General features: G+C 68.6%; 20 protein-coding genes. 17 read left to right on the forward strand and 3 right to left on the reverse strand.

The genetic code is table 11. The annotated features are described in order from the left end of the window. Positions 1 to 252: 252 nt before the first annotated feature. Both A7W11_RS21155 and A7W11_RS21160 read left to right on the forward strand, forming a co-directional pair. Entirely contained in the window at positions 253 to 2,196 is a 1,944-nt protein-coding gene (locus tag A7W11_RS21155; protein WP_066418688.1) for a DEAD/DEAH box helicase, read from the forward strand. Positions 2,197 to 2,341: 145 nt separating this feature from the next. Then, positions 2,342 to 3,532, forward strand: coding sequence for a class I SAM-dependent methyltransferase (locus tag A7W11_RS21160; protein WP_066418689.1), 1,191 nt, complete (start codon positions 2,342 to 2,344; stop codon positions 3,530 to 3,532). A gap of 32 nt (positions 3,533 to 3,564) precedes the next feature. On the opposite strand, the gene A7W11_RS21165 is transcribed toward A7W11_RS21160, so the two are convergent. Further along, positions 3,565 to 4,383, reverse strand: a complete 819-nt coding sequence (locus A7W11_RS21165) for an alpha/beta fold hydrolase (protein ID WP_218188620.1) — start codon at positions 4,381 to 4,383, stop codon at positions 3,565 to 3,567. Positions 4,384 to 4,422: 39 nt separating this feature from the next. On the opposite strand from A7W11_RS21165, the gene A7W11_RS21170 reads away from it, so the two are divergent. Further along, positions 4,423 to 4,776 carry an ArsR/SmtB family transcription factor gene (locus tag A7W11_RS21170; protein WP_218188621.1) on the forward strand — a complete coding sequence of 118 codons (354 nt, stop codon included), beginning with the start codon at positions 4,423 to 4,425 and terminating at the stop codon, positions 4,774 to 4,776. Positions 4,777 to 4,795: 19 nt separating this feature from the next. Here A7W11_RS21170 and A7W11_RS21175 read toward each other — a convergent pair whose 3' ends face one another. After that, complete coding sequence (locus tag A7W11_RS21175; RefSeq protein ID WP_066418693.1) at positions 4,796 to 5,890, reverse strand: tRNA CCA-pyrophosphorylase; 1,095 nt, start codon at positions 5,888 to 5,890, stop codon at positions 4,796 to 4,798. A gap of 91 nt (positions 5,891 to 5,981) precedes the next feature. Beyond that, positions 5,982 to 8,138, reverse strand: coding sequence for a lytic transglycosylase domain-containing protein (locus tag A7W11_RS21180; RefSeq protein WP_066418694.1), 2,157 nt, complete (start codon positions 8,136 to 8,138; stop codon positions 5,982 to 5,984). 109 nt (positions 8,139 to 8,247) lie between these two features. Between A7W11_RS21180 and A7W11_RS21185 the strand changes: the two genes are divergently transcribed. The 14 genes from A7W11_RS21185 (at position 8,248) to A7W11_RS21250 (ending at position 24,566) form a co-directional block, all read left to right on the forward strand. Further along, a complete protein-coding gene (locus tag A7W11_RS21185; RefSeq protein ID WP_066418698.1) occupies positions 8,248 to 8,919 on the forward strand; it encodes a 5-formyltetrahydrofolate cyclo-ligase in 672 nt (223 codons plus the stop codon). 649 nt (positions 8,920 to 9,568) lie between these two features. Then, the gene (locus A7W11_RS21190) at positions 9,569 to 11,002 is read left to right on the forward strand and encodes a circularly permuted type 2 ATP-grasp protein (protein ID WP_066418705.1); all 1,434 of its coding nucleotides are present in this window, start codon (positions 9,569 to 9,571) and stop codon (positions 11,000 to 11,002) included. Between the two features lie 37 nt (positions 11,003 to 11,039). Next, positions 11,040 to 12,008: an alpha-E domain-containing protein gene (locus tag A7W11_RS21195; RefSeq protein ID WP_066418708.1), complete on the forward strand. Its 969-nt coding sequence runs from the start codon at positions 11,040 to 11,042 to the stop codon at positions 12,006 to 12,008. A 12-nt stretch (positions 12,009 to 12,020) separates the two neighbouring features. Then, positions 12,021 to 12,824: a transglutaminase family protein gene (locus A7W11_RS21200; protein ID WP_066418709.1), complete on the forward strand. Its 804-nt coding sequence runs from the start codon at positions 12,021 to 12,023 to the stop codon at positions 12,822 to 12,824. A gap of 56 nt (positions 12,825 to 12,880) precedes the next feature. Further along, positions 12,881 to 16,330, forward strand: a complete 3,450-nt coding sequence (locus A7W11_RS21205) for a transglutaminase family protein (protein WP_066418714.1) — start codon at positions 12,881 to 12,883, stop codon at positions 16,328 to 16,330. 48 nt (positions 16,331 to 16,378) lie between these two features. Continuing rightward, a complete protein-coding gene (locus tag A7W11_RS21210; RefSeq protein ID WP_066418718.1) occupies positions 16,379 to 19,000 on the forward strand; it encodes a circularly permuted type 2 ATP-grasp protein in 2,622 nt (873 codons plus the stop codon). Between the two features lie 114 nt (positions 19,001 to 19,114). Next, complete coding sequence (locus tag A7W11_RS21215; protein WP_066125054.1) at positions 19,115 to 19,426, forward strand: BufA1 family periplasmic bufferin-type metallophore; 312 nt, start codon at positions 19,115 to 19,117, stop codon at positions 19,424 to 19,426. A 13-nt stretch (positions 19,427 to 19,439) separates the two neighbouring features. Then, on the forward strand, positions 19,440 to 20,354 hold the full coding sequence (bufB, locus tag A7W11_RS21220; RefSeq protein ID WP_066418722.1) for an MNIO family bufferin maturase: 915 nt from the start codon (positions 19,440 to 19,442) through the stop codon (positions 20,352 to 20,354). After that, on the forward strand, positions 20,347 to 21,132 hold the full coding sequence (locus A7W11_RS21225) for an HvfC/BufC N-terminal domain-containing protein (RefSeq protein ID WP_066418727.1): 786 nt from the start codon (positions 20,347 to 20,349) through the stop codon (positions 21,130 to 21,132). Before bufB ends, A7W11_RS21225 begins: the two co-directional genes overlap by 8 nt. 2 nt (positions 21,133 to 21,134) lie before the next feature. Continuing rightward, positions 21,135 to 21,635 (forward strand): DoxX family protein, encoded by a 501-nt coding sequence (locus A7W11_RS21230; protein ID WP_066418730.1) that lies wholly within the window; start codon positions 21,135 to 21,137, stop codon positions 21,633 to 21,635. A 12-nt stretch (positions 21,636 to 21,647) separates the two neighbouring features. Beyond that, on the forward strand, positions 21,648 to 22,289 hold the full coding sequence (locus tag A7W11_RS21235) for a DUF1109 domain-containing protein (protein WP_066418732.1): 642 nt from the start codon (positions 21,648 to 21,650) through the stop codon (positions 22,287 to 22,289). Then, a complete protein-coding gene (locus A7W11_RS21240) occupies positions 22,283 to 22,855 on the forward strand; it encodes a sigma-70 family RNA polymerase sigma factor (RefSeq protein WP_066418734.1) in 573 nt (190 codons plus the stop codon). The genes A7W11_RS21235 and A7W11_RS21240 overlap by 7 nt, the downstream gene beginning before the upstream one ends. Next, the gene (locus A7W11_RS21245) at positions 22,852 to 23,493 is read left to right on the forward strand and encodes a DUF1109 domain-containing protein (protein WP_066418737.1); all 642 of its coding nucleotides are present in this window, start codon (positions 22,852 to 22,854) and stop codon (positions 23,491 to 23,493) included. The genes A7W11_RS21240 and A7W11_RS21245 overlap by 4 nt, the downstream gene beginning before the upstream one ends. Before the next feature lie 77 nt (positions 23,494 to 23,570). Next, complete coding sequence (locus A7W11_RS21250) at positions 23,571 to 24,566, forward strand: transglutaminase family protein (protein WP_066418740.1); 996 nt, start codon at positions 23,571 to 23,573, stop codon at positions 24,564 to 24,566. Positions 24,567 to 24,574: the final 8 nt, after the last annotated feature.

Genomic DNA, 24,574 nt, shown 5'->3' on the forward strand with positions numbered 1-24,574 from the left:
CAGACAGCCAAGATTGGCCCAAGACCGGCGCCCCTCCCCATGGGCCGGCACGACTGCCAAAACAGGCCCGATGCCGAACAACATCGATTCCTGACCTCTTTCCTTTCGCCCCGCGTTCGCCACACTGGAACGCAATCCGCGCACGGTTGATTCGGTCGGCACGATGCTCCGTCAACCGCTGCCTGGATCCCGGCCACCTACCCTCATAGGCCGGCCCGGCGCATATGCTGCTTTTCGCGGCAAGGGAAAGTTATGTCTTTCGAAGAACTGGGCCTGGCGCCCACTCTGCTGTCGGCCCTGTCGGACGCCGGTTTCACCACCCCCACCTCGGTGCAGGCTTCAGCCATCCCGCAAGCCCTGGCTGGCCACGACCTGATGGTCTCTTCGCAGACCGGCAGCGGCAAGACCGCCGCCTTCATGCTGCCCGCCCTGCATCGCATCGCCCAACAGCCCGGCAACGGCGGCGTTGGCGTGCAGGTGCTGGTGCTGGCTCCGACCCGTGAACTGGCCCTGCAAGTCACCGAAGCCACCGAGAACTACGGCCGCAACCTGCCTGGCCTGCGCACCGCCACCGTCGTGGGCGGCATGCCCTACGGCGCGCAGTTGAAGGCGCTGTCGCGCCGCGTCGACGTGCTGGTCGCCACCCCGGGCCGCCTGCTGGATCACCTGCAGGCCGGCCGTGTCAAGCTCAACACCGTGCACACCCTGGTGCTGGACGAAGCCGACCGCATGCTGGACATGGGCTTCATCGAAGACATCGAGACCATCATCAGCCGCCTGCCGGAAACCCGCCAGACGCTGCTGTTCTCGGCCACGCTGGACGGCACGGTGGCCAAGCTGGCCGCCCGCATGATGCGCGATCCCCAGCGTATCGAAGTGGCTGGCGCCAAGGAGAAGCACGCCAACATCACGCAGAGCCTGCTGTACGCGGACGACTCCTCGCACAAGATGCAGCTGCTGGACCACGTGCTGCGCGACGTCCGCCTGGACCAGGCCATCGTCTTCACGTCGACCAAGCGCGGCGCGGACGAACTGGCCGACCGCCTGTCCGAACAAGGTTTCGCCGCCGCTGCCCTGCACGGCGACATGAACCAGCGCCAGCGCACCCGCACCCTGACCCAGCTGCAACGCGGCCAGGTCCGCGTGCTGGTGGCCACCGACGTGGCTGCCCGCGGCATCGACGTCCAAGGCATCAGCCACGCCATCAACTTCGACCTGCCGATGCAGGCCGAAGACTATGTGCACCGCATCGGCCGCACCGGCCGCGCTGGCCGCGATGGCCTGGCCTACACGCTGGCCGTGCACTCCGAGCGCCACAAGATCCGCCGCATCGAGTCGTACACCGGCCAATCGCTGACGGCTGAAACCATCGAAGGCCTGGAACCCAAGCGCACGCCGCGTCCGTCCTCGGGCGGCGGTGGCGGTTACGCGCGCCACGGCAAGCCGAACGGCGGCAAGCGCCCCGGCGGCTTCGGCGGCCAGCGCCGTGAAGGCGGCTGGGCCCCGCGCGACGGCGCGCCGCGCTCGTTCGACGGCGATCGTCCCCAGCGCTCCTTCGACGGCGAGCGCCGCGAAGGTGGCTACGCTCCCCGTGGCGACGGCTTCAAGCGTGAAGGCGGCTTCGGCGGCGAGCGCAAGTCGTTTGGCGACCGCCGCGAAGGTGGCTACGCTCCGCGCGGCGACGGCTTCAAGCGTGAAGGCGGCTTCGGTGGCGAGCGCAAGTCTTTCGGCGACCGCCGCGAAGGTGGCTTCGCTCCGCGCGGCGACGGCTTCAAGCGTGAAGGCGGCTTCGGTGGCGAGCGCAAGTCGTTCGGCGACCGCCGCGAAGGTGGCTTCGCCCCGCGCGGCGACGGCTTCAAGCGTGAAGGCGGCTTCGGCGAGCGCAAATCGTTCGGCGACCGCCGCGAAGGTGGCTTCGCCCCGCGCGGCGACGGCTTCAAGCGTGAAGGCGGCTTCGGCGAGCGCAAATCGTTCGGCGACCGCCGCGAAGGTGGCTTCGCCCCGCGCGGCGATGGCTTCAAGCGTGAAGGCGGCTTCGGCGGCGAACGTAAGTCTTTCGGCGAGCGCCGCGAAGGTGGCTTCGCCCCGCGTGGCGACGGCTTCAAGCGTGAAGGCGGCTTCGAAGGCCGTCCGGCCAAGAGCTTCGACAAGCGTCCCGCCGCCGGCGGCAAGCGCTTCGCCGGCAGCCGCGACTAAGCCCAGCCAGTAGGTCATACCGGCCCCCGCCATGCAGATGGCGGGGGCTTTTTCTTTGGGGGCAGCGACGGCATCGCGCGCATTGCGGCCTTGCCGGGCGCCAGCATCCTGGGCGCCTCTGCCTCGGCATGGGAAAATATCCGCCATGCCACGCACCGCTCCCTCCTCCCTTCCCCCTCTCGATCCCGACGCCCAGGCCCACAGCAACCATGTCGCGCACGCCTTGCGCGCCTCGGTTCAGTCGGCAGGCGGCTGGTTGCCCTTCGACGCCTTCATGGGCCAGGCGCTGTACGCGCCCGGCCTGGGCTACTACACCGCGGGCGCGGTGAAACTGGCCGAAGCCTCGCAGGACAAGACGGACGGCCTGCCCTCTGGCGACTTCGTCACCGCCCCCGAACTGACGCCCCTGTTCGCGTTCACCGTGGCGCGCCAGGTGCGCCAGGTGCTGGAAGACTCGGGCACCTCGACCGTGCTGGAGTTCGGCGCCGGCAGCGGCGCGCTGGCCGAAGGCGTGCTGACCGAACTCGACCGCCTGGGCGTGCCCGCGCAATACCGCATCGTCGAGGTATCCGCCGACCTGCGCGGACGCCAGCAGCAACGCCTGGCCGCCTACGGCGACCGCGTGCAGTGGCTCGACGCGCTGCCTGGCGCTTTCGAAGGTTGCGTGCTGGCCAACGAAGTACTGGACGCCATGCCCGTCACGCTGTTCCGCTGGAGCGAACAGGCCGCCGTGCAAGAGCGTGGCGTGGCGCTGGACGAAGCCGGCGCATTCGTCTGGGAAGACCGGCCCGCCAGCGCGGCGCTCACCCAGGCCGTCACGCCGCGCATGCCGCCGCTGCCCGGGTACGTCTCCGAGATCAACCTGCAGGCCGAGGCGTGGATACGCGAACTGGGCGGCTGGTTGACGCGCGGCGCGGCGCTGCTGCTGGACTACGGCTTTCCGCGCCACGAGTACTACCACCCGCAGCGCGCGGGCGGCACGCTGATGTGCCACCTGCGCCACCACGCGCACGCCGACCCCTTCGCCGCGCCGGGCCTGCAGGACATCACCGCGCACGTGGACTTCACCGCCATGGCCGACGCGGCGTTGGCGGGCGGCCTACAGGTGCTGGGCTACACCTCGCAGGCGCGCTTCCTGATGAATGCCGGCCTGATGGCGTTGATGGCCGAGCAGGATCCCGCCGATGTGCGCGCCTATGCCGCGATGGTGTCGCCGGTGCAGCGGCTGTTGTCCGAAGCCGAGATGGGAGAACTGTTCAAGGTGCTGGCCGTGGGCAAGAACATGCCCGGGCCGTTGCAGGGGTTTGCGCGCGGGGACCGGCTGGGCGGCCTGTAAGGCTGGGCAACGGGCCCGGTGGAAACGCGGCGCTAATCGCCAAGCCGTTTCAGGACAGCGGCCACGATGGCTTCGGGATGGTCTTCCTGCACCAGATGTCCCGCGCCGGGAATCGGCATGCACGGTTCCGCGGAGATCCGCGCGGCCAGGGCCACGCCCTGTTCGTAAGGAATCCACTCGTCGTTCTGCCCCCACATGACCGTGACGGGGCAGTCCATCTTGCGGTACAGCCCCTCTATCTCGTCCGTGAAGGCCTGGTCCATCTGGGCGATCTGCCGGTAGAACGCAGGCTGTCCGACCGAACCTAGCCAGGGGGCACTGTAGATATCCAGCGCCTGCCCGGAAAGCGGAGTGTGCGCCGCCGTCTGCAGATAGGCTTTCAACACCGCCCGATGCATGTAATCGGGCATTCCCGAGAATGCCGCTTCGTGCTGGCGTACGTGCTGGACCAGGGCGAACCCCCACGGCGCCAGCGCCACGGCATCGAAAAGCGTCAGCGAGCGGTAGCGCAGGCCGTTCAGGTAATAGGCGCGCAGGGCCGTCGCCGCGCCAAAATCATGGGCCAGGACGTCCGGACGGCTGAGCCCCCACTCGGCGAACAATCCGGCCAGCACACGGTTCTGCATGGCCAGGGAGACATCCTGGCCCGGGCGCATCTCGGATTGCCCATATCCCGCCAGGTCGAAGTAATAGACCGTGCGGCGGTCGGAGAAGTGCGGGACGATGTGGCGCCAGACCTGGGACGAGAACGGCGTCCCATGAATGGCGACCAGCGGCGGCCCCGATCCGATGGTCCCCCAGCGGATGGCATTGCCCTCGATGTTCACGGTGTTCGGCAGTTCGAGCAGCATGTCCGGCTTCCTCATATAGTCATATAGCTAATTGACTATATGATAGCGGGCATGGACAGACTCATACAAATCAAAGCCATGGCCAGTGAATCGCGGTTGGCGATCCTGCGGCTGCTGGCGCAACCCGACGCACATTTCTCGCATCAGTGGTCGGCCGATCCTGCCGCATATGGTGTCTGCATGACGTTGATCGCGCAGGCGCTGGATGTCGCACAGCCCACGGCCAGCCGGCACCTCGACATCCTGAAGCAGGCGGGCTTCATCCAGGTGCGCAAGCACCTGAAATGGTCGTATTGCAAGCGTGACGACGCGGCGATCGGCGAGTATCTGCGATGGCTCGCGGCCGAGATCCTGCCGGACCGGGCACACCTCCCGCCCTTTTCGCAAGAATGACTTGCGGAAGGCGAACGGCTCAGGCGTCCAGCGCCTTCAGCCGCGCCTGCCGCAGCGCCGGCTTGATCTTCGCCGGATCACCGGCGCAGGATCTGGCGATGGCCCCGGCGTCCACGCCACGCATCGCCTCCATCCATCCGCGCCAGGCGCCGGTATCCAGCGTCGGCGCGACCACGGCGGCCGCGCGCAACAACGCGATGAAACGCTCGGGCTTGCGCAGCGCATCGCATCGTTCCAGCACGGCCAACCTGCCCTCGGGCGTCGCGCCGCCTGACAGCCCATCCAGCAATTCAGGCAGCAGGCGCGCCTGATCGGCGCATTCCGTCGGCACCCGCAGGCGCTTGCCCAGCGCATCGCGCTCGGGCGTCAGGCGGCACAGCAGGGCATACCGGCCAGGCAGTTCCAGCGCGGCCCGCGCGGCGTGATCGATGTCCATACAGACCTGCTCGCGCCCGGCCAACTGCGGCATCACGCGCGGCAGCGCACCGGACTGCGCCAACACATCGAACATGCGCGAAGGCGTCTCGGACATCAGCCCGCGCGCCACTTCCTTCCAGACACGCTCGGGCACCAGCGCATCCACCTCGCCGTCCTCGACCATGACGCGGCACAGCGCCATGGTGTCTTCGGCCACGGTGAAATCGCCGAAGCGCGCCGCGAAGCGGGCCAGGCGCAGGATGCGGACGGGGTCTTCGGAAAATGCCTCGCCCACGTGGCGGAACACGCGCGCCTTCAGATCGGACGCGCCATCCAGGGGATCGACCAGCGCGCCGTCCGGCGTCAGCGCCATCGCGTTGACGGTCAGGTCGCGGCGCAGCAGATCCTGTTCCAGCGTGACGTCCGCGCCCGTGTAGAACGTGAAGCCCTGATAGCCGCGCCCCGACTTGCGCTCGGTGCGCGCCAGTGCGTACTCCTCTTTGGTGCGGGGATGCAGGAACACCGGAAAATCGCCGCCCACGGGTACGAAGCCGCGACGGGACATCTCTTCGGGCGTGCTGCCCACCACCACCCAGTCCCGGTCGCCGGCGGGCAGGCCCAGCATCTGGTCGCGTACGGCGCCGCCCACGACGTAGGCTTGCAGGCCGTCGACGGCGGGATCTGAAGCGCCCGTCATGCCTGATCGCCCTCGGGCTGACGCGCCAGGGCGCCCACTGCCATGCCCCCGAGGGGCAGCGTGCGCGCCATGCCGATCACAGCAAACATCATCAAGGCAATTCCGCCGCCGCCATCGACCCCGTGGGCGACACCTTGCCCAGGCGCGCCTTCAGCGATTGCGGCTGGCCGGTGAACAGCGCCGCGTAGTACGTGGCGTTGGACAGGACGTGCTGCACGTAATTGCGGGTTTCGGTGAACGGAATGGTCTCGGCGAAGATGGCGCCCTCGACCGGCTGCGTGAACGTGGCGCGCCAGTTCAGCGGCCGGCGCGGACCGGCGTTGTAGCCGGCGCTGGCCAGCAGTTGCGAGTTGTCCAGGTCACGCAGCACCATGTTCAGATAATTGGTACCCAGCTCGGTGTTGACGTCGAAATCGTGCACCTTGGCCGGCGTGAAGTCTTCCATGCCGATCTTGCGCGCCACCCATTTGGCGGTGGCGGGCATCAGTTGCATCAGGCCCGAGGCGCCCACGTGCGAGCGCGCGTCCATCACGAAACGCGACTCCTGGCGGATCAGGCCGTAGACCCAGGCCGGGTCCAGGTCGATGGCGCGCGCCTTGGCGCTGACGCGGCCCTCGAAGGGTGCGATGTAGCGTTGCGTGAAGTCGAATTCGTTGGACGTGCGGTCGGAGGTGTTGACCACGCGGTCGAAGATGCCTTCGGCACGGGCCAGCTCGGCGGCGGCCATCAACTGGCGGTCGTTCATGCCGCGCAGCGTGAAGTTCCATTCGGGCACGGCCTCGGCGCGCCAGCCCAGGCGGAACAGTTGCACGGCGCGCACCAGGCCGGGGTTGGCGCGCGCCTGTGCCATCTCGGCGTCGGTGACGGGCAGCGGCTGCGGCGGCAGCACGATCTTGCGGCCCAGTTCCTCGGCGGACAGCTGGCCGTAGAAATTGAACTGGCCGGCGATGGACGCATACAGCACGCGCGCCTGTTCGCCGTGGCCCTGCGCGGCCAGGCCGCGCGCCTTCCAGTAGACCCAGGCGGGCTCGGCCTGCTGCGTGGCGGGCATCTGGCCGATGGAGGCCAACACCCATCTCCAGTCGATCTTGGCCTCGCGCAGCGCGGCGCGCACGCGCCAGGCATGGTTATAGGGTGTCATGCGCACCGACTCGCCGGCCTCGCGGTACCAACGGTGGGCGCGTTCGTCGAGGTTCAGCGCGGCGATCAGGGCGTACTGCGTGCGCACCCACGCCACGTCGGCCTTGGGCAGGCGGCTTTCCCATTCGCGGCGCAGGTATGAATCGGCCACGCCGATGTCCGAACGCGCCAGGCGGGCCAGGGCCAGCGTGACCAGTTCTTTCTCGTTGCGGCCGACGGGCGACTTGCTCTGCCGCACCAGCCATTTCATGGGATCTTTCAGCAGGGTGGCCAATGCCTTCTGGTCGCCGGACTCGAAGATATACGCGCCCAGCTTGTTGGCGTCGGTCAGGTCATTGTCTTCGACGGCGTCGCGCACCAGGGGCTGGATCTGGTCCCAGCCCAGCACGCGGTCGGCCACCAGTTGGTCGAACAGGGCCCAGCACGCCGTGGCCGGCTGGAACACGGCCAGCGCCTGGGCGGCGGTGGCGCGCTTGCCGGTCATGTGCAGGGCCTCGACCCGGGTGCAGCCGACCTGGGTGTTGGAGACCTTGGGTTCGCCCAGGGCCTGCACGGTCTCGAAATCGCCGCTGCGCCCGGCGACGATGATCCAGTCGGTGCGCAGCTTGTCTTCCAGGTAGCTGCCCGCGTTGGCCTGCAGGAAGCGGTTGAGCGCCGCCACCGGCCGCTGGCCGCCCGGCGGACTCCAGAGCTGATAGCGCAGCAGCCAGTACTGGGCGTAGATGGACAGCGGATCATTGCCGGCCTGGCTGGCGGACAGGCCCAGGGCCGACCACTGCTTGCGCGTCATGGCTTCGCGGGAAGACACCACGGCCTGGCGCGCGCTGTCGTCGGGCGACGGCGGCAGGCCGGCCAGTTCGACGCGCGGCACGGAAATGGGACGCTGGAGTTGGGCCTGACTCTGCGCCTGCTGCTCGAGCACGCCGGCATTGGCGACAGGCGTCGCCGCGGGCGAGGCGGTGGCCACGGGTTTGGCGGCGGGCGCCTGGGCGGGCTGCTGCGCGTCGACAGACGAGCAGGCGGTGGACACCAGCGCCAGCGCGGGCAGCCAACGCCGGAAAGCGTGGGGTTGGAAGAATGATGCGCCGCGCGGCCGTGGGACCGTCATGGTGGATTTCTGATAAGGTCCCGATTGACGATCCCGCTGCATAGCCCATCCCGAAAATCTTTTGCCGAACGCCCGCGAGGCGTTTGCGCATCGAACCACCACGCCCCGCATGCCGATTCAAAACCCCGAACAGAATACAGCAGTCCCATTGCGCACGCGATTGCGGCAAGCCCGGGCGGAAATGCCCGAGGCCGCCCGCTCGCGAGGGGGATTGCTGCTGCGGGGCAGGCTGTTCAGCTGGTTCAACGCCGCGCGCGATGCGGCCATCGCCTCGGGGCGCCGCCTGCAATCCGTGGCCGCCTACTGGCCCATGGCCGACGAGCCCGACCTGCGTCCGCTGCTGGAACAATGGGTCGAGGCCGGCGTGCAAGTCAGCCTGCCGCGCATCGCGGCGCTGGGCAAGCCGTTGGAATTCCGCAACTGGACGCCCGGCACTCCCCTGCGAGAGGGCCATTTCGGCATCCCGGAATCCGACGGGGATCTCTGTAAACCCGACATCATCCTGGTGCCCACCCTGGGCTACACCGACACGGCCGACCGCCTGGGCTACGGCGGCGGCTACTACGATCGCACCCTGGCCGCCCTGACCTCCGCGGGCCACGACTACGTCACCATCGGCATCGCCTGGACCGAAGGCCGCCTGCCCCCCGACTACCGCGCCGCCCCCCACGACGTCCCCCTGGACGCCATCCTCACCCCGGACGGCTGGCTGCCCAGCGCCCCCCTGGGCGCCGCGCCGGCGGCGGGGATCAACGCGGGAAGCCAGTTCATTTTGCGGTGAACGCGGTCAGGATCTCTATTAAAGTCAGGGTCTCCAAGATATAGGCACGGCTTTCGCTCGAAGGCGTGTTTGGCTGGGAGCGGCCGCACCCGCGCCGGCCAAGTCGGTCGGCTCGGGCGCGCCACGAGGCGCCCTCGGCCCCTTCGGGGCTCCCCGACCTCCAATTGGCCGTCACGGGCACGGCCACTCCCAGCCAAACACTCACGTCAACGTCATTCGACGCCCCTATTCTCCCTCCTCCCCCGATCTCGATGCGAAAGCATCCGCGGCATGTCCTGAACGCAGCCGTCATGCGGCAGCGGGGACCGTGACGGCCAATTGGAGAAGGGGCAGTCTCGCGTAGCGAGACCGAGGGCGCCTGCTGGCGCGCCCGAGCCCGCCGACTTGGTCGTCGCGGTCCCCGCTGCCGCATGACGGCGGACTCAAGAACCCGGATCAACCGCCTCCAGGAACGCACCATCCCGGCCACACCCCCTCCCCAAAACGGTGCAAAAGGCTCGCCCAAAGCCTCCCATGCACCACTGTCATGCGCGCCAACATCCAGTCATGGCTGGCATGCGGGTTGCTAGGCATAATGGGTGATCATGTACCGTCCCCGGCAAAGGGCGGGCGCGGCCAGGCGTCGTCTGGCGCGCATCAAGGAGGAGCCATGCACGACGCTGCACCCCGCCCCCCGGCGGCCTACGACGAGATGCTCGACGGCCAAGGAAACGTGCGCCCCCAGTACCGCGCCTATGCCGAATGGCTGGCGCAGCAGCCCGCCGACGTCATGGCGGCCAGGCAGCTCGAGGCCGACCTCAGTTTCCGGCGCGTCGGCATCACCTTCTCGGTGGCCGGCGACGCGGCAGGCACCGAACGCCTGATCCCGTTCGATCTCATCCCCCGCATCATCCCCGCCGACGAATGGCGGCGCCTCGACCTGGGGCTGAAGCAGCGCGTGCGCGCGCTGAACATGTTCATCCATGACATCTACCACGGGCACGACATCGTGCGCGCGGGCGTGGTGCCGGCCGAGCAGGTGTTCCTGAACGCCCAGTACCGCCCCGAGATGCAGGACATCGACGTGGCCGAGGACATCTACTGCCACGTGGCCGGGGTGGACATCGTGCGCGCCGGCCAGGGCGAGTTCTACGTGCTGGAAGACAACCTGCGCGTGCCGTCCGGCGTGTCGTACATGCTGGAAAACCGCAAGATGTCGATGCGGCTGATGCCCGACGTGTTCTCGCGCGTGAAGGTCGAGCCCGTCGCCCACTATCCCGACCTGCTGCTGGACAACCTGCGCGAAGTGGCCGCGCGCAGCATCGAAGACCCCACCGTGGTGGTGCTGACGCCGGGCATGTACAACTCGGCCTACTTCGAGCACGCCTTCCTGGCCCAGCAGATGGGCGTGGAACTGGTCGAGGGGCAGGACCTGTTCGTCGAACAGAACACCGTCTACATGCGCACCACCCGCGGCCCCAGGCGGGTGGACGTGATCTACCGCCGGCTGGACGACGACTTCATGGATCCGCTGTCGTTCCGCGCCGACTCGGTGCTGGGCGTGCCGGGCCTCTTGTCGGTGTACCGCGCCGGCCGCGTCACGCTGGCCAACGCCATCGGCACCGGCATCGCCGACGACAAGTCCACCTACCTGTACGTGCCCGACATGATCCGCTTCTACCTGAACGAAGAACCGATCCTGTCCAACGTGCCCACCTGGCAGTGCTCGCGGCCCAACGAACTGTCGCACGTGCTGGCCAACATGCACGAGCTGGTGGTCAAGGAAGTGCACGGCGCGGGCGGCTACGGCATGCTGGTCGGGCCGTCGTCGACCAAGGCGCAAGTGGAAGCCTTCAAGGAACGCGTGCGCGCCAATCCCGCCAACTACATCGCGCAGCCCACGCTGGCGCTGTCGACCATCCCTACCTACGTGGAATCGGGCGTGGCTCCGCGCCACGTCGACCTGCGGCCCTACGTGCTGTGCGGCAAGGACATTCGCACCGTGCCCGGCGGCCTGTGCCGCGTGGCGCTGGTCGAAGGCTCGCTGGTGGTCAACAGCAGCCAGGGCGGCGGCACCAAGGATACCTGGGTGCTGGAAGACTGATGACCTTATTCAAAATCCACGCAGGCTGGAGGTCCCCATGCTGAGCCGCACCGCCGACAATCTATTCTGGATGTGCCGCCACATCGAACGCGCCGAGAACACCGCGCGCATGCTGGACGTGAACCTGCAGATGTCCCTGCTGCCGCAGGACGCGCAAACGCTGGAAGGCTCGTGGCGCGCCGTGCTGCGCATCTCCGAGCTGCAGGGCGGCTACGACGCGCGCTACACCGGCGTCACGCCGCAGGACGTGCTGCATTACATGGTGCGCGAGGCGCAGAACCCCTCTTCCATCTATTCCTGCCTGCGGGCGGCGCGCGAGAACGCCCGCGCGGTGCGCGGCAGCCTGACCACCGAGGTCTGGGAAACCTACAACACGACCTGGCTCGACCTGCTCAAGCACCTGGACCGCGGCCTGCCCGAGCGCAATCCCGGTGAATTCTTCGAATGGGTGAAATTCCGTTCGCACCTGGCGCGTGGCGTCACGCTGGGCACCATGCTCGATGACGAGGCCCTGCACTTCCTGCGCATCGGCATGAACCTGGAGCGCGCCGACAACACCGCGCGCATGCTGGACGTGAAATTCCACGAACGCGACGAAGACGGCGGCACGCGCGCCGACCCGCCCCCCGGCAGCGGCCTGTACAGCGAGTTCTACCGCTGGTCGGCGCTGCTGAGCTCGGTGTCCGGCCTGGAGATCTACCGCAAGGTATACCGGGACGTCATCACGCCCGACCGCGTGGCCGAGCTGCTGATCCTGCGCGGCGACATGCCGCGCTCGCTGCTGGCGTCCGTCAGCGCGCTGGCCGGCGACCTGGCGCAGGTGTCCAACGGCCGGTCGGCCGAGACGCAGCGCCGCGCCGGCATGATGCGCGCGGAGCTGGAATACGGCCGGGTCGAGGACATCCTGCGCGGCGGCCTGCACCGCTTCCTGGAAAAATTCCTGGCCCGCATCAACGACCTGGGCAACCGCATCAGCCAGGATTTCCTGGTGCCGCTGTCGGCCTGACCGGAGAGCCCCATGAAGCATCTGATCAAGCACACCACCCGCTACCAGTACACCTCGCCGGTCAGCTACACCATCCAGACCCTGCGCCTGACGCCGCGCCCCGACGACCACCAGCGCGCGCTGCGCTGGCACGTCGCCGCGCCCGGCCCGCTGGAAGAACAGGTGGACGCCTATGGCAACGTCACGCACACGCTGGTGCTGAACAAGCCGCACAGCGAGATCGAAATCCGCGTGACCGGCCAGATCGAGATCGATCCGCTGCAGAATGGCCAGATCCACGGCGGGGAAGAAAGCCGCCTGCCGCTGCACGCCTATTGCGTGCCCACCCGGCTGACCCAAAGCGACGAAACCATCGCGCGATTCTGCCGCGACGCCGTGCCTGGCGGCCTGACCCGACCCGCCGACGTGATGGCGCTGGCCGAGGCCATCTGCGACCGCGTCGCCTACGAGCCGGGCATCACCGACGTCACCACCGCCGCGGGCGAGGTGCTGGCGCTGGGCCACGGCGTGTGCCAGGACCACGTGCACCTGTTCCTGGCCTGCGTGCGCGGGCTGGGCGTGCCCGGCCGCTACGTCAGTGGCTACTACTACACGGCGGGCGACGTGGCGGCCAGCCACGCCTGGGCCGACGTGTGGCTGCCCGAGGCCGGCTGGACCAGCCTGGACATCACCAACCGCGCCTTCGCCTCCGACCGGCATTGCCGGCTGGCCGTGGCGCGCGACTACGACTCGGCCTCGCCGGTGCGCGGCGTGCGCAACGGCGGCGGCGAAGAGTCGATGAGCGTTTCCGTCCAGATCGACGTGCGGCAGCAATAAAGCCGTCAAGACACTGGTATCCAATCCCTCGCACCGCCCCCCGCCCGGAGAGCCTTGTGACGATCCACGTAGCGCTGAAGCATGTGACGCAATACCGGTACGATCGGTTGGTGAGCCTGTCGGCCCAGGTGCTGCGCCTGCGCCCCGCCCCGCATTGCCGCACGCCCATCCTGTCGTATTCGCTGACGATCGAGCCGTCGGAATACTTCCTGAACTGGCAGCAGGATCCCTATTCCAACTACCTGGCGCGCCTGAATTTCCCGGGCAGGACGCGGGAGTTCAAGATCACGGTCGACCTGGTCGCCGAGATGGCGGTGTACAACCCGTTCGACTTCTTCCTCGAGTCGTCGGCCGAGAACTACCCCTTCCAGTACGGCGACGAGTTGGCACGCGATCTGGCCCCTTATCTGAAGCCGGATCCCGTCACGCCGCTGCTGGCCGATTTCCTGTCGCGGGTGGATGCCAGCGAACAGCGCACCGTCGACTTCCTGGTCGGATTGAACCAGCAGGTGCACAAGGAAATCCGCTACCTGATCCGCATGGAGCCCGGCGTGCAGACGCCGGAGGAAACGCTGTCGCGCGCCGCGGGCTCGTGCCGCGACTCGGGCTGGCTGCTGGTGCAGGCGCTGCGCCACCTGGGCCTGGCCGCGCGCTTCGTGTCCGGCTACCTGATCCAGCTGACCCCCGACGTGAAGTCGCTGGACGGCCCCAGCGGCGCCGAGTCCGACTTCACCGACCTGCACGCCTGGTGCGAGGTGTTCCTGCCGGGCGCCGGCTGGATCGGGCTGGACCCGACCTCGGGCCTGCTGGCGGGCGAAGGCCACATTCCGCTGGCCGCCACGCCCGAACCGGGCAGCGCCGCGCCCGTCACCGGCGCGGTCGACGAATGCGAGGTCGAGTTCGACCACGCCATGGAAGTGACGCGCATCTTCGAGTCGCCGCGCGTCACCAAGCCCTACAGCGCCGAGCAATGGCAGGCCATCAAGGACCTGGGCCATCACATCGACGACGCGCTGGACCGCCAGGACGTGCGGCTGACCCAGGGGGGCGAGCCCACCTTCGTGGCCACCACCGACCGCGACGCGGCCGAGTGGAACACCGCCGCGCTGGGCCCCACCAAGCGCGGCTACGCCATCGAACTGGTGCAGCGGCTGCGCGAACGCTACGGCAGCGGCGGCTTCCTGCATTTCGGCCAAGGCAAGTGGTACCCGGGCGAGCAACTGCCGCGCTGGGCGCTGTCGGTGTACTGGCGCGAAGACGGCCAACCCTGCTGGGCCGATCCCTCGCTGTTCGCCGACGAGCGCCGCCCGGGCCGCCACACCGAGGCCGACGCGCGCCGCTTCATCCTGGAGCTGTGCGCCCAGCTGGGCCTGCCGGCCGACCACGTGCAGCCGGGCTATGAAGACGTCTTCTATTTCCTGTGGCGCGAGCGGCGCCTGCCGGTCAACGTGGATCCCTTCGACGCCCGCCTGGACGACGAACTGGAACGCGACCGCCTGCGCCGCGTGTTCGAGCAGAAACTGGACAAGGTGGTGGGCTACGCCCTGCCGCTGAAACGCGGCGAAGGCCCCGCGCTGGGCGGCCCGTCGTGGGTCACCGGTCCGTGGTTCTTCCGTGAAGAGCGCATGTATCTGTTCCCGGGCGATTCGCCGATGGGCTACCGCCTGCCGCTGGATTCGCTGCCGTGGGTGTCGGATACCGACCGGCCGACGGTGCTGGACCGCGATCCCTTCGATGCGCGGCGTCCGTTGCCCGGACTGGCCGAACTGCGGCCGCAGCAGCGGGGCTTGGCGGCGAACGTCGGCCACCCCGGCTCGGCCAGCAGCACCGTGCGGGGCGACGCGGCGAACGCGGCGGGCCATCGCGGCGGCAACGGCAACGGCGCGGGCACGGGCGCCGGGCAGGGCACTCCCGGCGGACAAGGCCCGGGTTCGGCGCACGACATCCCCCTGGACCGCCGTCCCGACCGCTTCGAATCCGCCTCGTGGATCACCCGCACCGCGATGTGCGCCGAGGCGCGCAACGGCGTTCTGTACGTCTTCATGCCGCCCTTGCAGCGCCTGGAAGACTACCTGGAACTGCTGGCCGCGGTCGAAACCACCACCGCCCGCCTGGGCCTGCGCATCGTGCTGGAAGGTTATCAGCCCCCGCGCGATCCGCGCCTGAAGGTGCTGCAGGTCACGCCCGATCCCGGCGTCATCGAGGTCAACATCCATCCCGCGTCCAACTGGGACGAGCTGGTCGACCACACCGAGTTCCTGTACGAAGCCGCCTTCCAGACGCGCCTGTGCCCCGAGAAGTTCATGGTGGACGGCAAGCACACCGGCACCGGCGGCGGCAACCACTTCGTTCTGGGCGGCAAGACGCCCGCCGACAGTCCCTTCCTGCGCCGGCCCGACGTGCTGATCAGCCTGCTGTCGTACTGGGTCAACCATCCGTCGCTGTCGTACCTGTTCTCGGGCCTGTTCATCGGCCCCAGCAGCCAGGCGCCGCGCATCGACGAAGCCCGCAACGACCAGATCCTGGAACTGGAAATCGCCATCCAGGAGATCCGCAAGCAGCTCGACCGCAACGGTGGCCAGGTGCCGCCCTGGATGATCGACCGGGCGCTGCGCAACGTGCTGATCGACGTCACGGGCAACACGCACCGCGCCGAGTTCTGCATCGACAAGCTGTATTCGCCGGACGGCCCCACGGGCCGACTGGGCCTGCTGGAACTGCGCGCCTTCGAAATGCCGCCGCACGCCCAGATGAGCCTGGCCCAGCAACTGCTGCTGCGCGGCCTGCTGGCGCACTTCTGGAAGACGCCCTATGCCGCCCGCCTGTCGCGCTGGAACACCGCGCTGCACGACCGCTTCATGCTGCCGGCCTTCGTACGCATGGATTTCGAGGACGTCATCGCCGACCTGAACGAAGCCGGCTACGCCTTCGACGCGGCCTGGTTCGCCCCGCACTTCGAATTCCGCTTCCCGCTGTACGGCGACATCGCCGCGCGCGGCATGCAACTGGAACTGCGCGGCGCGCTGGAGCCCTGGCACGTGATGGGCGAGGAAGGCATGATCGGCGGCACCGTGCGCTACGTCGATTCCTCGCTGGAACGCCTGGAGGTGCGCGTGTCGGGCCTGAACGACAGCCGCTACGTGATTACCGCCAACGGCCGGGCGCTGCCTCTGCAGCCCACGGGCCGCGCGGGCGAATTCGTGGCCGGGGTGCGCTACAAGGCCTGGTCGCCGCCCTCGGCGCTGCATCCCAACATCCCGGTGCACGTGCCGCTGACCTTCGACATCGTCGACACCTGGTCGCAGCGCTCGCTGGGCGGTTGCCAGTATCATGTCGAACATCCGGGCGGGCTGAACCCGGGCGTGCTGCCGATCAACGCCTACGAGGCGGAAAGCCGGCGGCTGGCGCGGTTCCAGAGAATGGGCCATACGCCGGGACGCCTGAACCCCGAGCCGGCCGTACCGGGCCGCGAGTTCCCCTTCACACTGGACTTGCGGCACGACTGATCCGGGGCCGGGCCCGATACGCCCGGCCTGCCGACTTTACGTACCGCCATGCCGCAGTTGCTTTTCCAGACCGATCCTTCACGCGACGTCGCCTCCCTGGCGGCGCACGCGGCCCTGCCGCAACGTCCCGGGCACTACGACGAACTGCGCGTGCCCGCCGATGCCGAAAGCGGCGGCGGCACCGTGCTGCGCCCGTCCTGGGCGCGTTTCTTCGAACTGCTGGGCACCGACGGCTTCGGTGAACTGGATCACCGCGCCGACCACGTCGCCCGCCAGATCCGCGAGAACGGCACCACCTACAACGTGTATGCCGACGCCAATGGACGCTCTCGTCCCTGGTCGCTGAACCTGCTGCCCTTCATCATCGACGACGCCGACTGGCGCGTCATCGAGCAGGGCCTGTCGCAGCGCGCGCGTTTGCTCAACCGGCTGCTGGCCGACGTGTACGGCCCGCAGACGCTGCTGGAAGAAGGCCTGCTGCCGCCCGCGCTGGTGCATGGCCACCCCGGCTATCTGCGGCCCTTGCGCGGCCATCTGCCGCCGGGCGGCATCTACCTGCACATCGCCGCCTTCGACGTGGCGCGCGCCCACGACGGCGGCTGGTGGGTGGTCTCGCAGCGCACGCAGGCGCCGTCGGGCCTGGGATACCTGCTGGAGAACCGCCTGAGCATCTCGGGCCAGTTTCCCGATGCCTTCAAGGAACTGCGCGTGCAGCACCTGGCGGCCAGCTACCGCGGCCTGGTGGACATGCTGCACCGGCTCAGCCCCGCCGACCGCACCCCGCCGCGCATCGTGCTGCTGACGCCCGGCCCCTACAACGAAACCTATTTCGAGCAGACCTACCTGGCGCGCTATCTGGGCCTGACGCTGGTCGAGGGCAACGACCTGACGGTGCGCGACGACCAGCTGTTCCTGAAGACGCTGCACGGCCTGGAGCGCGTGCATGCCGTGGTGCGCCGCCTGGACGACGACTTCTGCGATCCGCTGGAGCTGCGCAGCGACTCCGCGCTGGGCGTGCCGGGACTGCTGCAGGTGATGCGCGCCGGCAACGTGCTGGTGGCCAACTCGCTGGGCACCGGCTTCCTGGAATCGCCGGCCATCAACGGCTTCCTGCCGGCCATCGGCCGCCGCCTGCTGGGCGAAGAGCCGCTGCTGCCCTCGCTGCCTTCCTGGTGGTGCGGCGAGACCGCCGCGCGCGAACAGGCCCTGCCGCTCTTGGGCCGCGGCGTCATCAAGGCCACCTATCCGGGCAGCCGCCAGCGCGCGGCCTTCGAGCCGCTGATCGGCAGCGATGCGGGCGCGGCGGAGCTTGCCGCGCTGCGCGCCCGCATCGAGGCCGACCCCGACGCCTTTACCGTGCAGGACTACCTGCCGCTGTCGCAGGCGCCCACCTGGACGGCCGGCCACATCGTGCCGCGCGCGGCCATGGTGCGCGTGTTCGCCATCGCCGACGGCGAAGGCGGCTGGCGCATCCTGCCCGGCGGCCTGACGCGCATCGCCAGCCGCCAGCAGCAGGTGGTGTCGATGCAGCGTGGCGGCAGCAGCCTGGACACCTGGGTCACCACGTCGGGCACGGTGGACCTGTTCTCGATGCTGCCCGCGCGCATGCATCCGGAAGAGATCGTGCACGCGCGCCGCCCGGTCTCCAGCCGCGCGGCCGAGAATCTGTTCTGGATGGGCCGCTACGCCGAGCGCATCGAATGCGACGTGCGGCTGGCCGCGCAGACGCTGACCTGGATCAACGGCGACCTGGACAACCCCGAGCCCGTCTTCGACGCGCTGGCCGGCCTGTGCGTGCGCGGTGGACTGGTGCCGGCAGCGCTGCCGCGTTCGCTGCGCGTGTTCGAACACACGCTGGTGGCCGAACTGGCCTCGGAAGATCCGCAACGCGGCTTCGGCCGCAACCTGGCGGCCATGAGCCATGCCGCCGGCCAGATCCGCGACCGCCTGTCGCCGGAACACTGGAACCTGATCGTGAAGGCCGGCGAACGCTACCGCAGCCGGCTGACCGAGGAAGACGCGCCGGCGGACGGCGTGGAGCCCGAGGCCGGCGAAGACAAGGCGCCCGTGCCGCCGCAGCGCTCGGCGTCGGACGTGATGCGTGGCCTGCGGCGCCTGAGCCGCCAGTTGTCGGCCATCACGGGCGCGCAGACCGACCACATGACGCGCGACGATGGCTGGCGCCTGCTGACCATCGGCCGCCATACCGAGCGCCTGGGCGCCATGGCCGGCCTGCTGAAAGCCCTGTTCGTGCAGAACGCCGTGCTGCGCGAAGGCGGCTTCAGCCTGCTGCTGAACCTGTACGACAGCGCCATCACGTATCGCGCCTATTACCAGGGCCGCCACGAGATACCGGCGCTGTTGAACCTGCTGGTGCTGGACGCGGCCAATCCGCGCTCGGCGGCGTGCACGCTGGGCCGGCTGCGCGATCATCTGCCGCGCCTGCCGGCCAGCGCGGCAGGGCCTGCCGAAGACCTGCTGGGGTTGCTGCCGCCGCCGGATACGGGCTGTTCGCTGGCCGCGCTATGCCAGCGCGGCGACGATGGCCGGTACGACACGGTGCTGACGCTGGCGCATCAGCTGGAGACGGCATCCGGCGCGCTGTCCGATGAGATCAGCCGGCGGTATTTCAGCCATTCGGCCGAGGCGTTGCAGTCGTTGTCGGCGTAGGCGCGGCCTGGCACGCAAAAAAATTTCCAGATCGCTGTAACCCGTTCTCCCGTTGCGTCGAACTAGTCTAGGTATCCACGATGGATACCTCGTCCTTCACTACCGGAGAACTCCATGTCCGCGAAAACCGTCGTCACCTCCGCCGTCCTCGCCAGCGCCTTTGCTGGCGTCTTCGCCTCCTTCGCCAACGCCGCGCCCCTGACCAAGGAAGAAGCCAACGCCGCGATCGCCGCAAAGAAAGAAAAATGCTATGGCGTCGCCCTGAAGGGCCAGAATGACTGCGCCGCCGGTCCCGGCACGACCTGCCAGGGGACGTCCACCATGGATTACCAAGGCAATGCCTGGAAATTCGTGCAAGGCGGCACGTGCACGAGCATCCAGGTGCCCGGCGGCGGCCACGGCTCGCTCACCCCGATCAAGTCCTGATCCGGGGCGTCCCATGACCGCCCCTGCGTACACTCCGGCCAGCCAAGACGGCCTGTCACTGGCGCAGGGGCAGCCGAGCGCCTTGGCCGGCGCGGGATTCAAGCACCAGCACCTGCCCGATATCCGCGCGGCCGGACCGGAAGTCGACTTCTTCGAAATCCACGCCGAGAACTACATGGGGGCGGGCGGACCTGCCCACCTGATGCTGGCGACCCTGCGCCAGGCCTATCCGGTTTCGGTCCATGGGGTGGGCATGTCCATCGGCGGCCTGGATCCTCTGGACGCGGCGCACCTGGCGCGCCTGCGTGATCTGGTGCGCCGCTGCGAGCCCGTGCTGGTCTCGGAACACCTGGCCTGGTCCTCGCACGGCGGCACCTTCTTCAACGACCTGCTGCCCGTGCCGTACACCGAAGCCACGCTGCACAGGGTGTGCGATCACCTGGATCAGGTACAGGACGTACTGCAACGCCGGGTCCTGCTGGAAAACCCATCCACATACGTCGAGTTCGCGTCATCGACGCTGCAGGAAACCGAATTCCTGCTCGCCGTGGCCCGGCGTACGGGCTGCGGACTGCTGCTGGACGTCAACAACGTCTTCGTATCGGCCGCCAACCACGGCTATTCGCCCTTCGCCTATCTGGACGCCTTCCCCATGGCGCACGTGCAGGAGATGCACCTGGCCGGCCACCGTGCCGCCCACGATGACGACGCAGCACCCCTGCTGATCGACAGCCACGACTGCACGGTTGCCGAGCCGGTCTGGCAGTTGTACCGATATGCCATCGGCCTTGCCGGCCCCCGGCCGACCCTGGTGGAATGGGATAGCGCGCTGCCGGCCTGGAGCGTGCTGCGGGACCAGGCATTGGCGGCCCGCCGCATCATGATGCAGGCCAGTCCAAGAACGATGCCGCAGGCAGCGTATGCATAACGTCCCCCCGCGCGACAGCGCCTGCCCGCACGCGGACTTCGCCCGGGGCCTGATGGCCCCCCGCCAGCCGGTGCCCGCCGACGTGGTCGCGCATGCCGGCCGGGACGTGACCGATCGCTACAACGTCTACCGGAACAACGTGATGGCCAGTCTGGTCGACGCCCTGGCAGCCATTTATCCGGCGACGCAACGTATCACCGGCGTGGATTTCTTCCGCGCCATGGCGCGGTTCCATGTCCGGGCCTGTCCGCCCCGTTCCCCGTTGCTGTTCGAATACGGACGGGATTTTCCGGCCTTCGTCGAGTCCTACGAATACGCGCGCGACATGCCCTGGCTGGCCGACACGGCACGCATCGAGCGTGCCTGGCTCGATGCCTACCATGCGGCCGACGCACCCGTCCTGGACGCTGGGGCCATTGCGGCCATCGAGCCGGCCGACTTGCCGGATATCCGGTTTCGCCCCCACCCCGCCGCCAGGATCGTGCAGTCACGCTTCCCGGCCTTGTCCATTTTCACCATGAACAAGCGCGACGGCGACGTCACGCCGATCTGCTCGGACGAGGCCGAGGACGCCCTGGTGACCCGGCCTGCATACGAGGTGCTGGTGTCTCGTCTGCCCGCGGGCGGAGCGGCCTTTCTCTCTTCGCTGATGAGCGGTGCGCCCTTGGCCGCGGCAGCAGCCGACGCCTATGGGCAGGCTTCCGACTTCGATCTGCAGGGCAACCTGGGCGGCATGCTTGCCTGCGGCGTGTTTACCTGCCTGGCTTACAAGGAGTGATGATGCAATATACCAACCCGAACGGCGGGCAGGAGCTTGCCCTGCGACGCAATCCCCTGCTGGCCGGCAGCCAGCTCCTGCACCGCTTTGCCGCGCCTTGGCTCGCCCCGCTTCTGATGCGCCTGGCGCTGGCCGTGCCGTTCTGGAAATCGGGCATGTTGAAATGGCAAGGCTTTCTGCAACTGAACGACACCGCGACCGCGTTGTTCGAGGACTTCCAGCTTCACTTGCCAGGGGGGCCCTATCCCTACCCCCACCCGGAACTGTTCGCCTTCCTGTCCGGATGCGCGGAGATCGCTCTGCCTGTTCTGCTGGTGATAGGTTTCGGTACGCGTCTCGCAGCCTTGGCGTTGCTGTTGATGACTTGCATCATCCAGGTGACGGTGCCCGATGGCTGGCCCGTGCACCTGACCTGGGCGGCCCTGGCGCTCGGCATCGCCGCGTGGGGTCCCGGCAAGGCGAGCATCGACGGCTGGCTGGGCAGCCTGCGGCCGCGCCACTGACGCACGGCCGCCATGCAGACCCAGGATCTCATCTCCCGGCTGGCGACGGACCTCGCGCCCGTCAGCCCCAACGCCGTGTCCAGGGCGCTCAATCGCGCATTGGTGCTGGGACTGGCGGGCAACACGGCGGTGCTGGCGGGGGTCTACGGCATCGGCAGCGACATGCCGGAGCAGATGCTGACGGCGGGCTTCTGGATCAAGCTCGCGTTCCCGCTGGGAACGATCGCGGCCGCGCTGACCTTGGCCGACCGGCTGGCGCGCCCGGGATATCCGTCGCGCAGGGCTTGGCTGAAAGCGCTTGCGCCGGTCGCCGCCATGCTGGCGGTCACGGTCGCGCTGAAAATGGCCACGCCGGCGGAATTGCGCCTGAGGCTACCGCTCGGAGAAACCGGCATCGGAGGCTTGGCGGGTATCGTATTGCTGTCGCTGCCCGCCTTGGCCGCCGCCATGCACGCGATGAAACGCCTGGCGCCCACGCGCCTGGCGCTGACCGGCGCGGGCATCGGCCTGCTGGCTGGCGCACAGGGCGTGTTCGTGTATACGCTGTTCCGGCCGGCCTCTCCCTGGTTCATGGTGGACGCATGGCATGTCTGCGCAATACCTGCCGTAATGGCCATAGGGACCATCCTGGCGCCGAGGATACTGCGATGGTGATGCACTCACGACAAGCCCCGCCGGCAGCCGCCGAACTGCGCTTGAAGGCGCTGTTCCTCGCGGGGCTGGACGGCGACGCCCGCGCGTATCATGCGTTTCTGCAGGCATTGGGCGCGCACCTGCGGGCCTACCTGCGCAAGCGGCTTTTCCGCATGCCCGACGACATCGAGGATATCGTGCAGGAGGTCCTCATCGCGGTCCACAATGGCCGGCACACCTATCTTGCCGACCAGCCCTTGACCGCCTGGATCCACGCCATTGCGCGTTACAAGGTCACCGACTTCCTGAGGCGGCGCGCGCAGCGGGAAGCGTTGCATGACCCGCTGGACGACGATGCCGACATTTTCTCGGAATCCGATGAAGAGGCCGCCATGGCGCGGCGCGATGTCGAGAAGCTGCTGGCCGGGTTGCCTGACCGGCACCGCCTGCCCCTCGTCCACGTCAAATTGCAAGGACTCTCCGTGACCGAAACGGCGAAACTTACCGGGTTTTCCGAATCCGCGGTCAAGGTGGGCATACACCGCGGACTCAAATCCCTTGCCGCAAAAATGCGGGGTGCATCATGAAGACCGACGACGTCATTTCATTTCTTGCGGCCAATGCCGGACCCACGCGCCGGCCCCGCGCAGAGGGCCGGTTCGGCCTGGCAACCGCCCTGGGCGGAGTCGCCGCGGCCCTGATGGCCGCGCTGATCTTCGGCATCAGACCCGATATTGCCGGGATCGCCGGCACGCCGCTGTTCTGGGCGAAGGTCGCGTTCCCTGCCGTCCTCGCCGCCCTTGCGTTGTGCATCGCAGCCCGGCTGTCGCGCCCGGGCCTCTCTGCCGGCGCGTGGTGGCTGATGCTTGCGGTGCCCATCCTGATCCTCTGGATAGCCGCTGCCATGAGCGTCGCGCAGGCGCCCGCCTCCGAACGCCTGGCCCTGGTGATGGGAACGTCCTGGCGCGATTGCCCGTTCAACATCCTGCTGCTGTCCGTGCCGGCTTTCATCGCCACATGCCGAGCCATGAAAAGCCTGGCGCCCACGCATCTGCGCGCGGCGGGCGCCGCGGCCGGCCTGCTTTCCGGCGCGACCGCGACCGTCGCGTACTGCCTGCATTGTCCGGAAATGAGCGTGGCATTCTGGGCGGTCTGGTACGTGGCCGGCATGGCGGCACCGGCCATCCTGGGAGCGGTGTTCGGCCCCCGGCTGTTGGCATGGTGACAGCTGGCAGCCCGGGAAATATGTGAAAATCGACGCGGCGCAGGCCCCATTTTCCCTATCGCGCTGAACCGGATCCCATGCTTTCCCCGCCCGTCGCCTTTCGCACCCTGGCCGTGGTGCACGAAACCGCCTACCGCTACGAGGCGCCGGTCGAACTGGCCCATCACCTGGCCTACCTGCGCCCCCGCCACGACGCCTGGCAGACGCTGGACGGCCATCTGCTGCACGTCGATCCCGAACCCAGCCGCCCGCAGGCCGGCCCCGATGCGCTGGGCAACTGGCGCAACGTCTTCGCCCTGTACGTGCCCCACGAAGCCCTGCTGGTGCGCGCCAGCAGCCGCGTCACCGTGGCCAACCGCCACGCGGGCCTGGACGCCCAGGCGTGCGCCCCCTGGGAAGAGGCGGCGCTGCGCCTGCGCTACCTGGCGGGCGCGCCCTATGCGGCCGAGGCCGAGTTCTCGTTTCCGTCCCCGTTCGTTCCCCTGCACGACGAGCTGCGCGATTACGCCCTGCCTTCGTTCCCGCCCGGCCGCCCGGTGGCGGAAGCGGCGCTGGAGCTGATGCACCGCATCCACGAAGATTTCACCTATGCGCCGGCCAGCACGCAGATCAACACTCCGGTACTCGATGCCTACACGCAGCGCGTCGGCGTGTGCCAGGACTTCGCCCACGTCATGATCGGCTGCCTGCGCGCCCTCGGCCTGGCCGCGCGCTACGTCAGCGGTTATCTGGTCTCCAGGCCGCCTGCGGGCAAGCCGCGGCTGGTCGGCGCAGACGCCTCGCACGCATGGGTTTCGGTGCATTGCCCCGGCCTGGCCATCAACGGCGGCTGGCTCGACCTGGACCCCACCAACGATGTGGTGCCGGCGCTCGACCACGTCATCCTGGCCCATGGCCGCGACTATGGCGACGTCACGCCAATGCGTGGCGTCATCCACGGCGGCGGCGGCCATCAATTGTCAGTGCGCGTCACCGTGGCGCCCTGGGACGACCTGCCCGACGGCCTGGACCTGCCCGCGGCGTGGCCGGCCGCCGTCACCGACGATAACGAGTTGAGCACAGCGGTCACCTGAGTTTCCCG

Origin of the sequence: Bordetella ansorpii (assembly GCF_900078315.1) — a bacterium.
In the GTDB taxonomy this organism is placed as follows: domain Bacteria; phylum Pseudomonadota; class Gammaproteobacteria; order Burkholderiales; family Burkholderiaceae_B; genus Bordetella; species Bordetella ansorpii.

Coding starts and splice junctions, on each gene's coding strand:
- A7W11_RS21155 (WP_066418688.1), top strand. CDS start 253: ATGTCTTTCGAAGAACTGGGCCTGGCGCCCACTCTGCTGTCGGCCCTG.
- A7W11_RS21160 (WP_066418689.1), top strand. CDS start 2,342: ATGCCACGCACCGCTCCCTCCTCCCTTCCCCCTCTCGATCCCGACGCC.
- A7W11_RS21165 (WP_218188620.1), bottom strand. CDS start 4,383: ATGCTGCTCGAACTGCCGAACACCGTGAACATCGAGGGCAATGCCATC.
- A7W11_RS21170 (WP_218188621.1), top strand. CDS start 4,423: ATGATAGCGGGCATGGACAGACTCATACAAATCAAAGCCATGGCCAGT.
- A7W11_RS21175 (WP_066418693.1), bottom strand. CDS start 5,890: ATGACGGGCGCTTCAGATCCCGCCGTCGACGGCCTGCAAGCCTACGTC.
- A7W11_RS21180 (WP_066418694.1), bottom strand. CDS start 8,138: ATGACGGTCCCACGGCCGCGCGGCGCATCATTCTTCCAACCCCACGCT.
- A7W11_RS21185 (WP_066418698.1), top strand. CDS start 8,248: ATGCCGATTCAAAACCCCGAACAGAATACAGCAGTCCCATTGCGCACG.
- A7W11_RS21190 (WP_066418705.1), top strand. CDS start 9,569: ATGCACGACGCTGCACCCCGCCCCCCGGCGGCCTACGACGAGATGCTC.
- A7W11_RS21195 (WP_066418708.1), top strand. CDS start 11,040: ATGCTGAGCCGCACCGCCGACAATCTATTCTGGATGTGCCGCCACATC.
- A7W11_RS21200 (WP_066418709.1), top strand. CDS start 12,021: ATGAAGCATCTGATCAAGCACACCACCCGCTACCAGTACACCTCGCCG.
- A7W11_RS21210 (WP_066418718.1), top strand. CDS start 16,379: ATGCCGCAGTTGCTTTTCCAGACCGATCCTTCACGCGACGTCGCCTCC.
- A7W11_RS21215 (WP_066125054.1), top strand. CDS start 19,115: ATGTCCGCGAAAACCGTCGTCACCTCCGCCGTCCTCGCCAGCGCCTTT.
- bufB (WP_066418722.1), top strand. CDS start 19,440: ATGACCGCCCCTGCGTACACTCCGGCCAGCCAAGACGGCCTGTCACTG.
- A7W11_RS21225 (WP_066418727.1), top strand. CDS start 20,347: ATGCATAACGTCCCCCCGCGCGACAGCGCCTGCCCGCACGCGGACTTC.
- A7W11_RS21230 (WP_066418730.1), top strand. CDS start 21,135: ATGCAATATACCAACCCGAACGGCGGGCAGGAGCTTGCCCTGCGACGC.
- A7W11_RS21235 (WP_066418732.1), top strand. CDS start 21,648: ATGCAGACCCAGGATCTCATCTCCCGGCTGGCGACGGACCTCGCGCCC.
- A7W11_RS21240 (WP_066418734.1), top strand. CDS start 22,283: ATGGTGATGCACTCACGACAAGCCCCGCCGGCAGCCGCCGAACTGCGC.
- A7W11_RS21245 (WP_066418737.1), top strand. CDS start 22,852: ATGAAGACCGACGACGTCATTTCATTTCTTGCGGCCAATGCCGGACCC.
- A7W11_RS21250 (WP_066418740.1), top strand. CDS start 23,571: ATGCTTTCCCCGCCCGTCGCCTTTCGCACCCTGGCCGTGGTGCACGAA.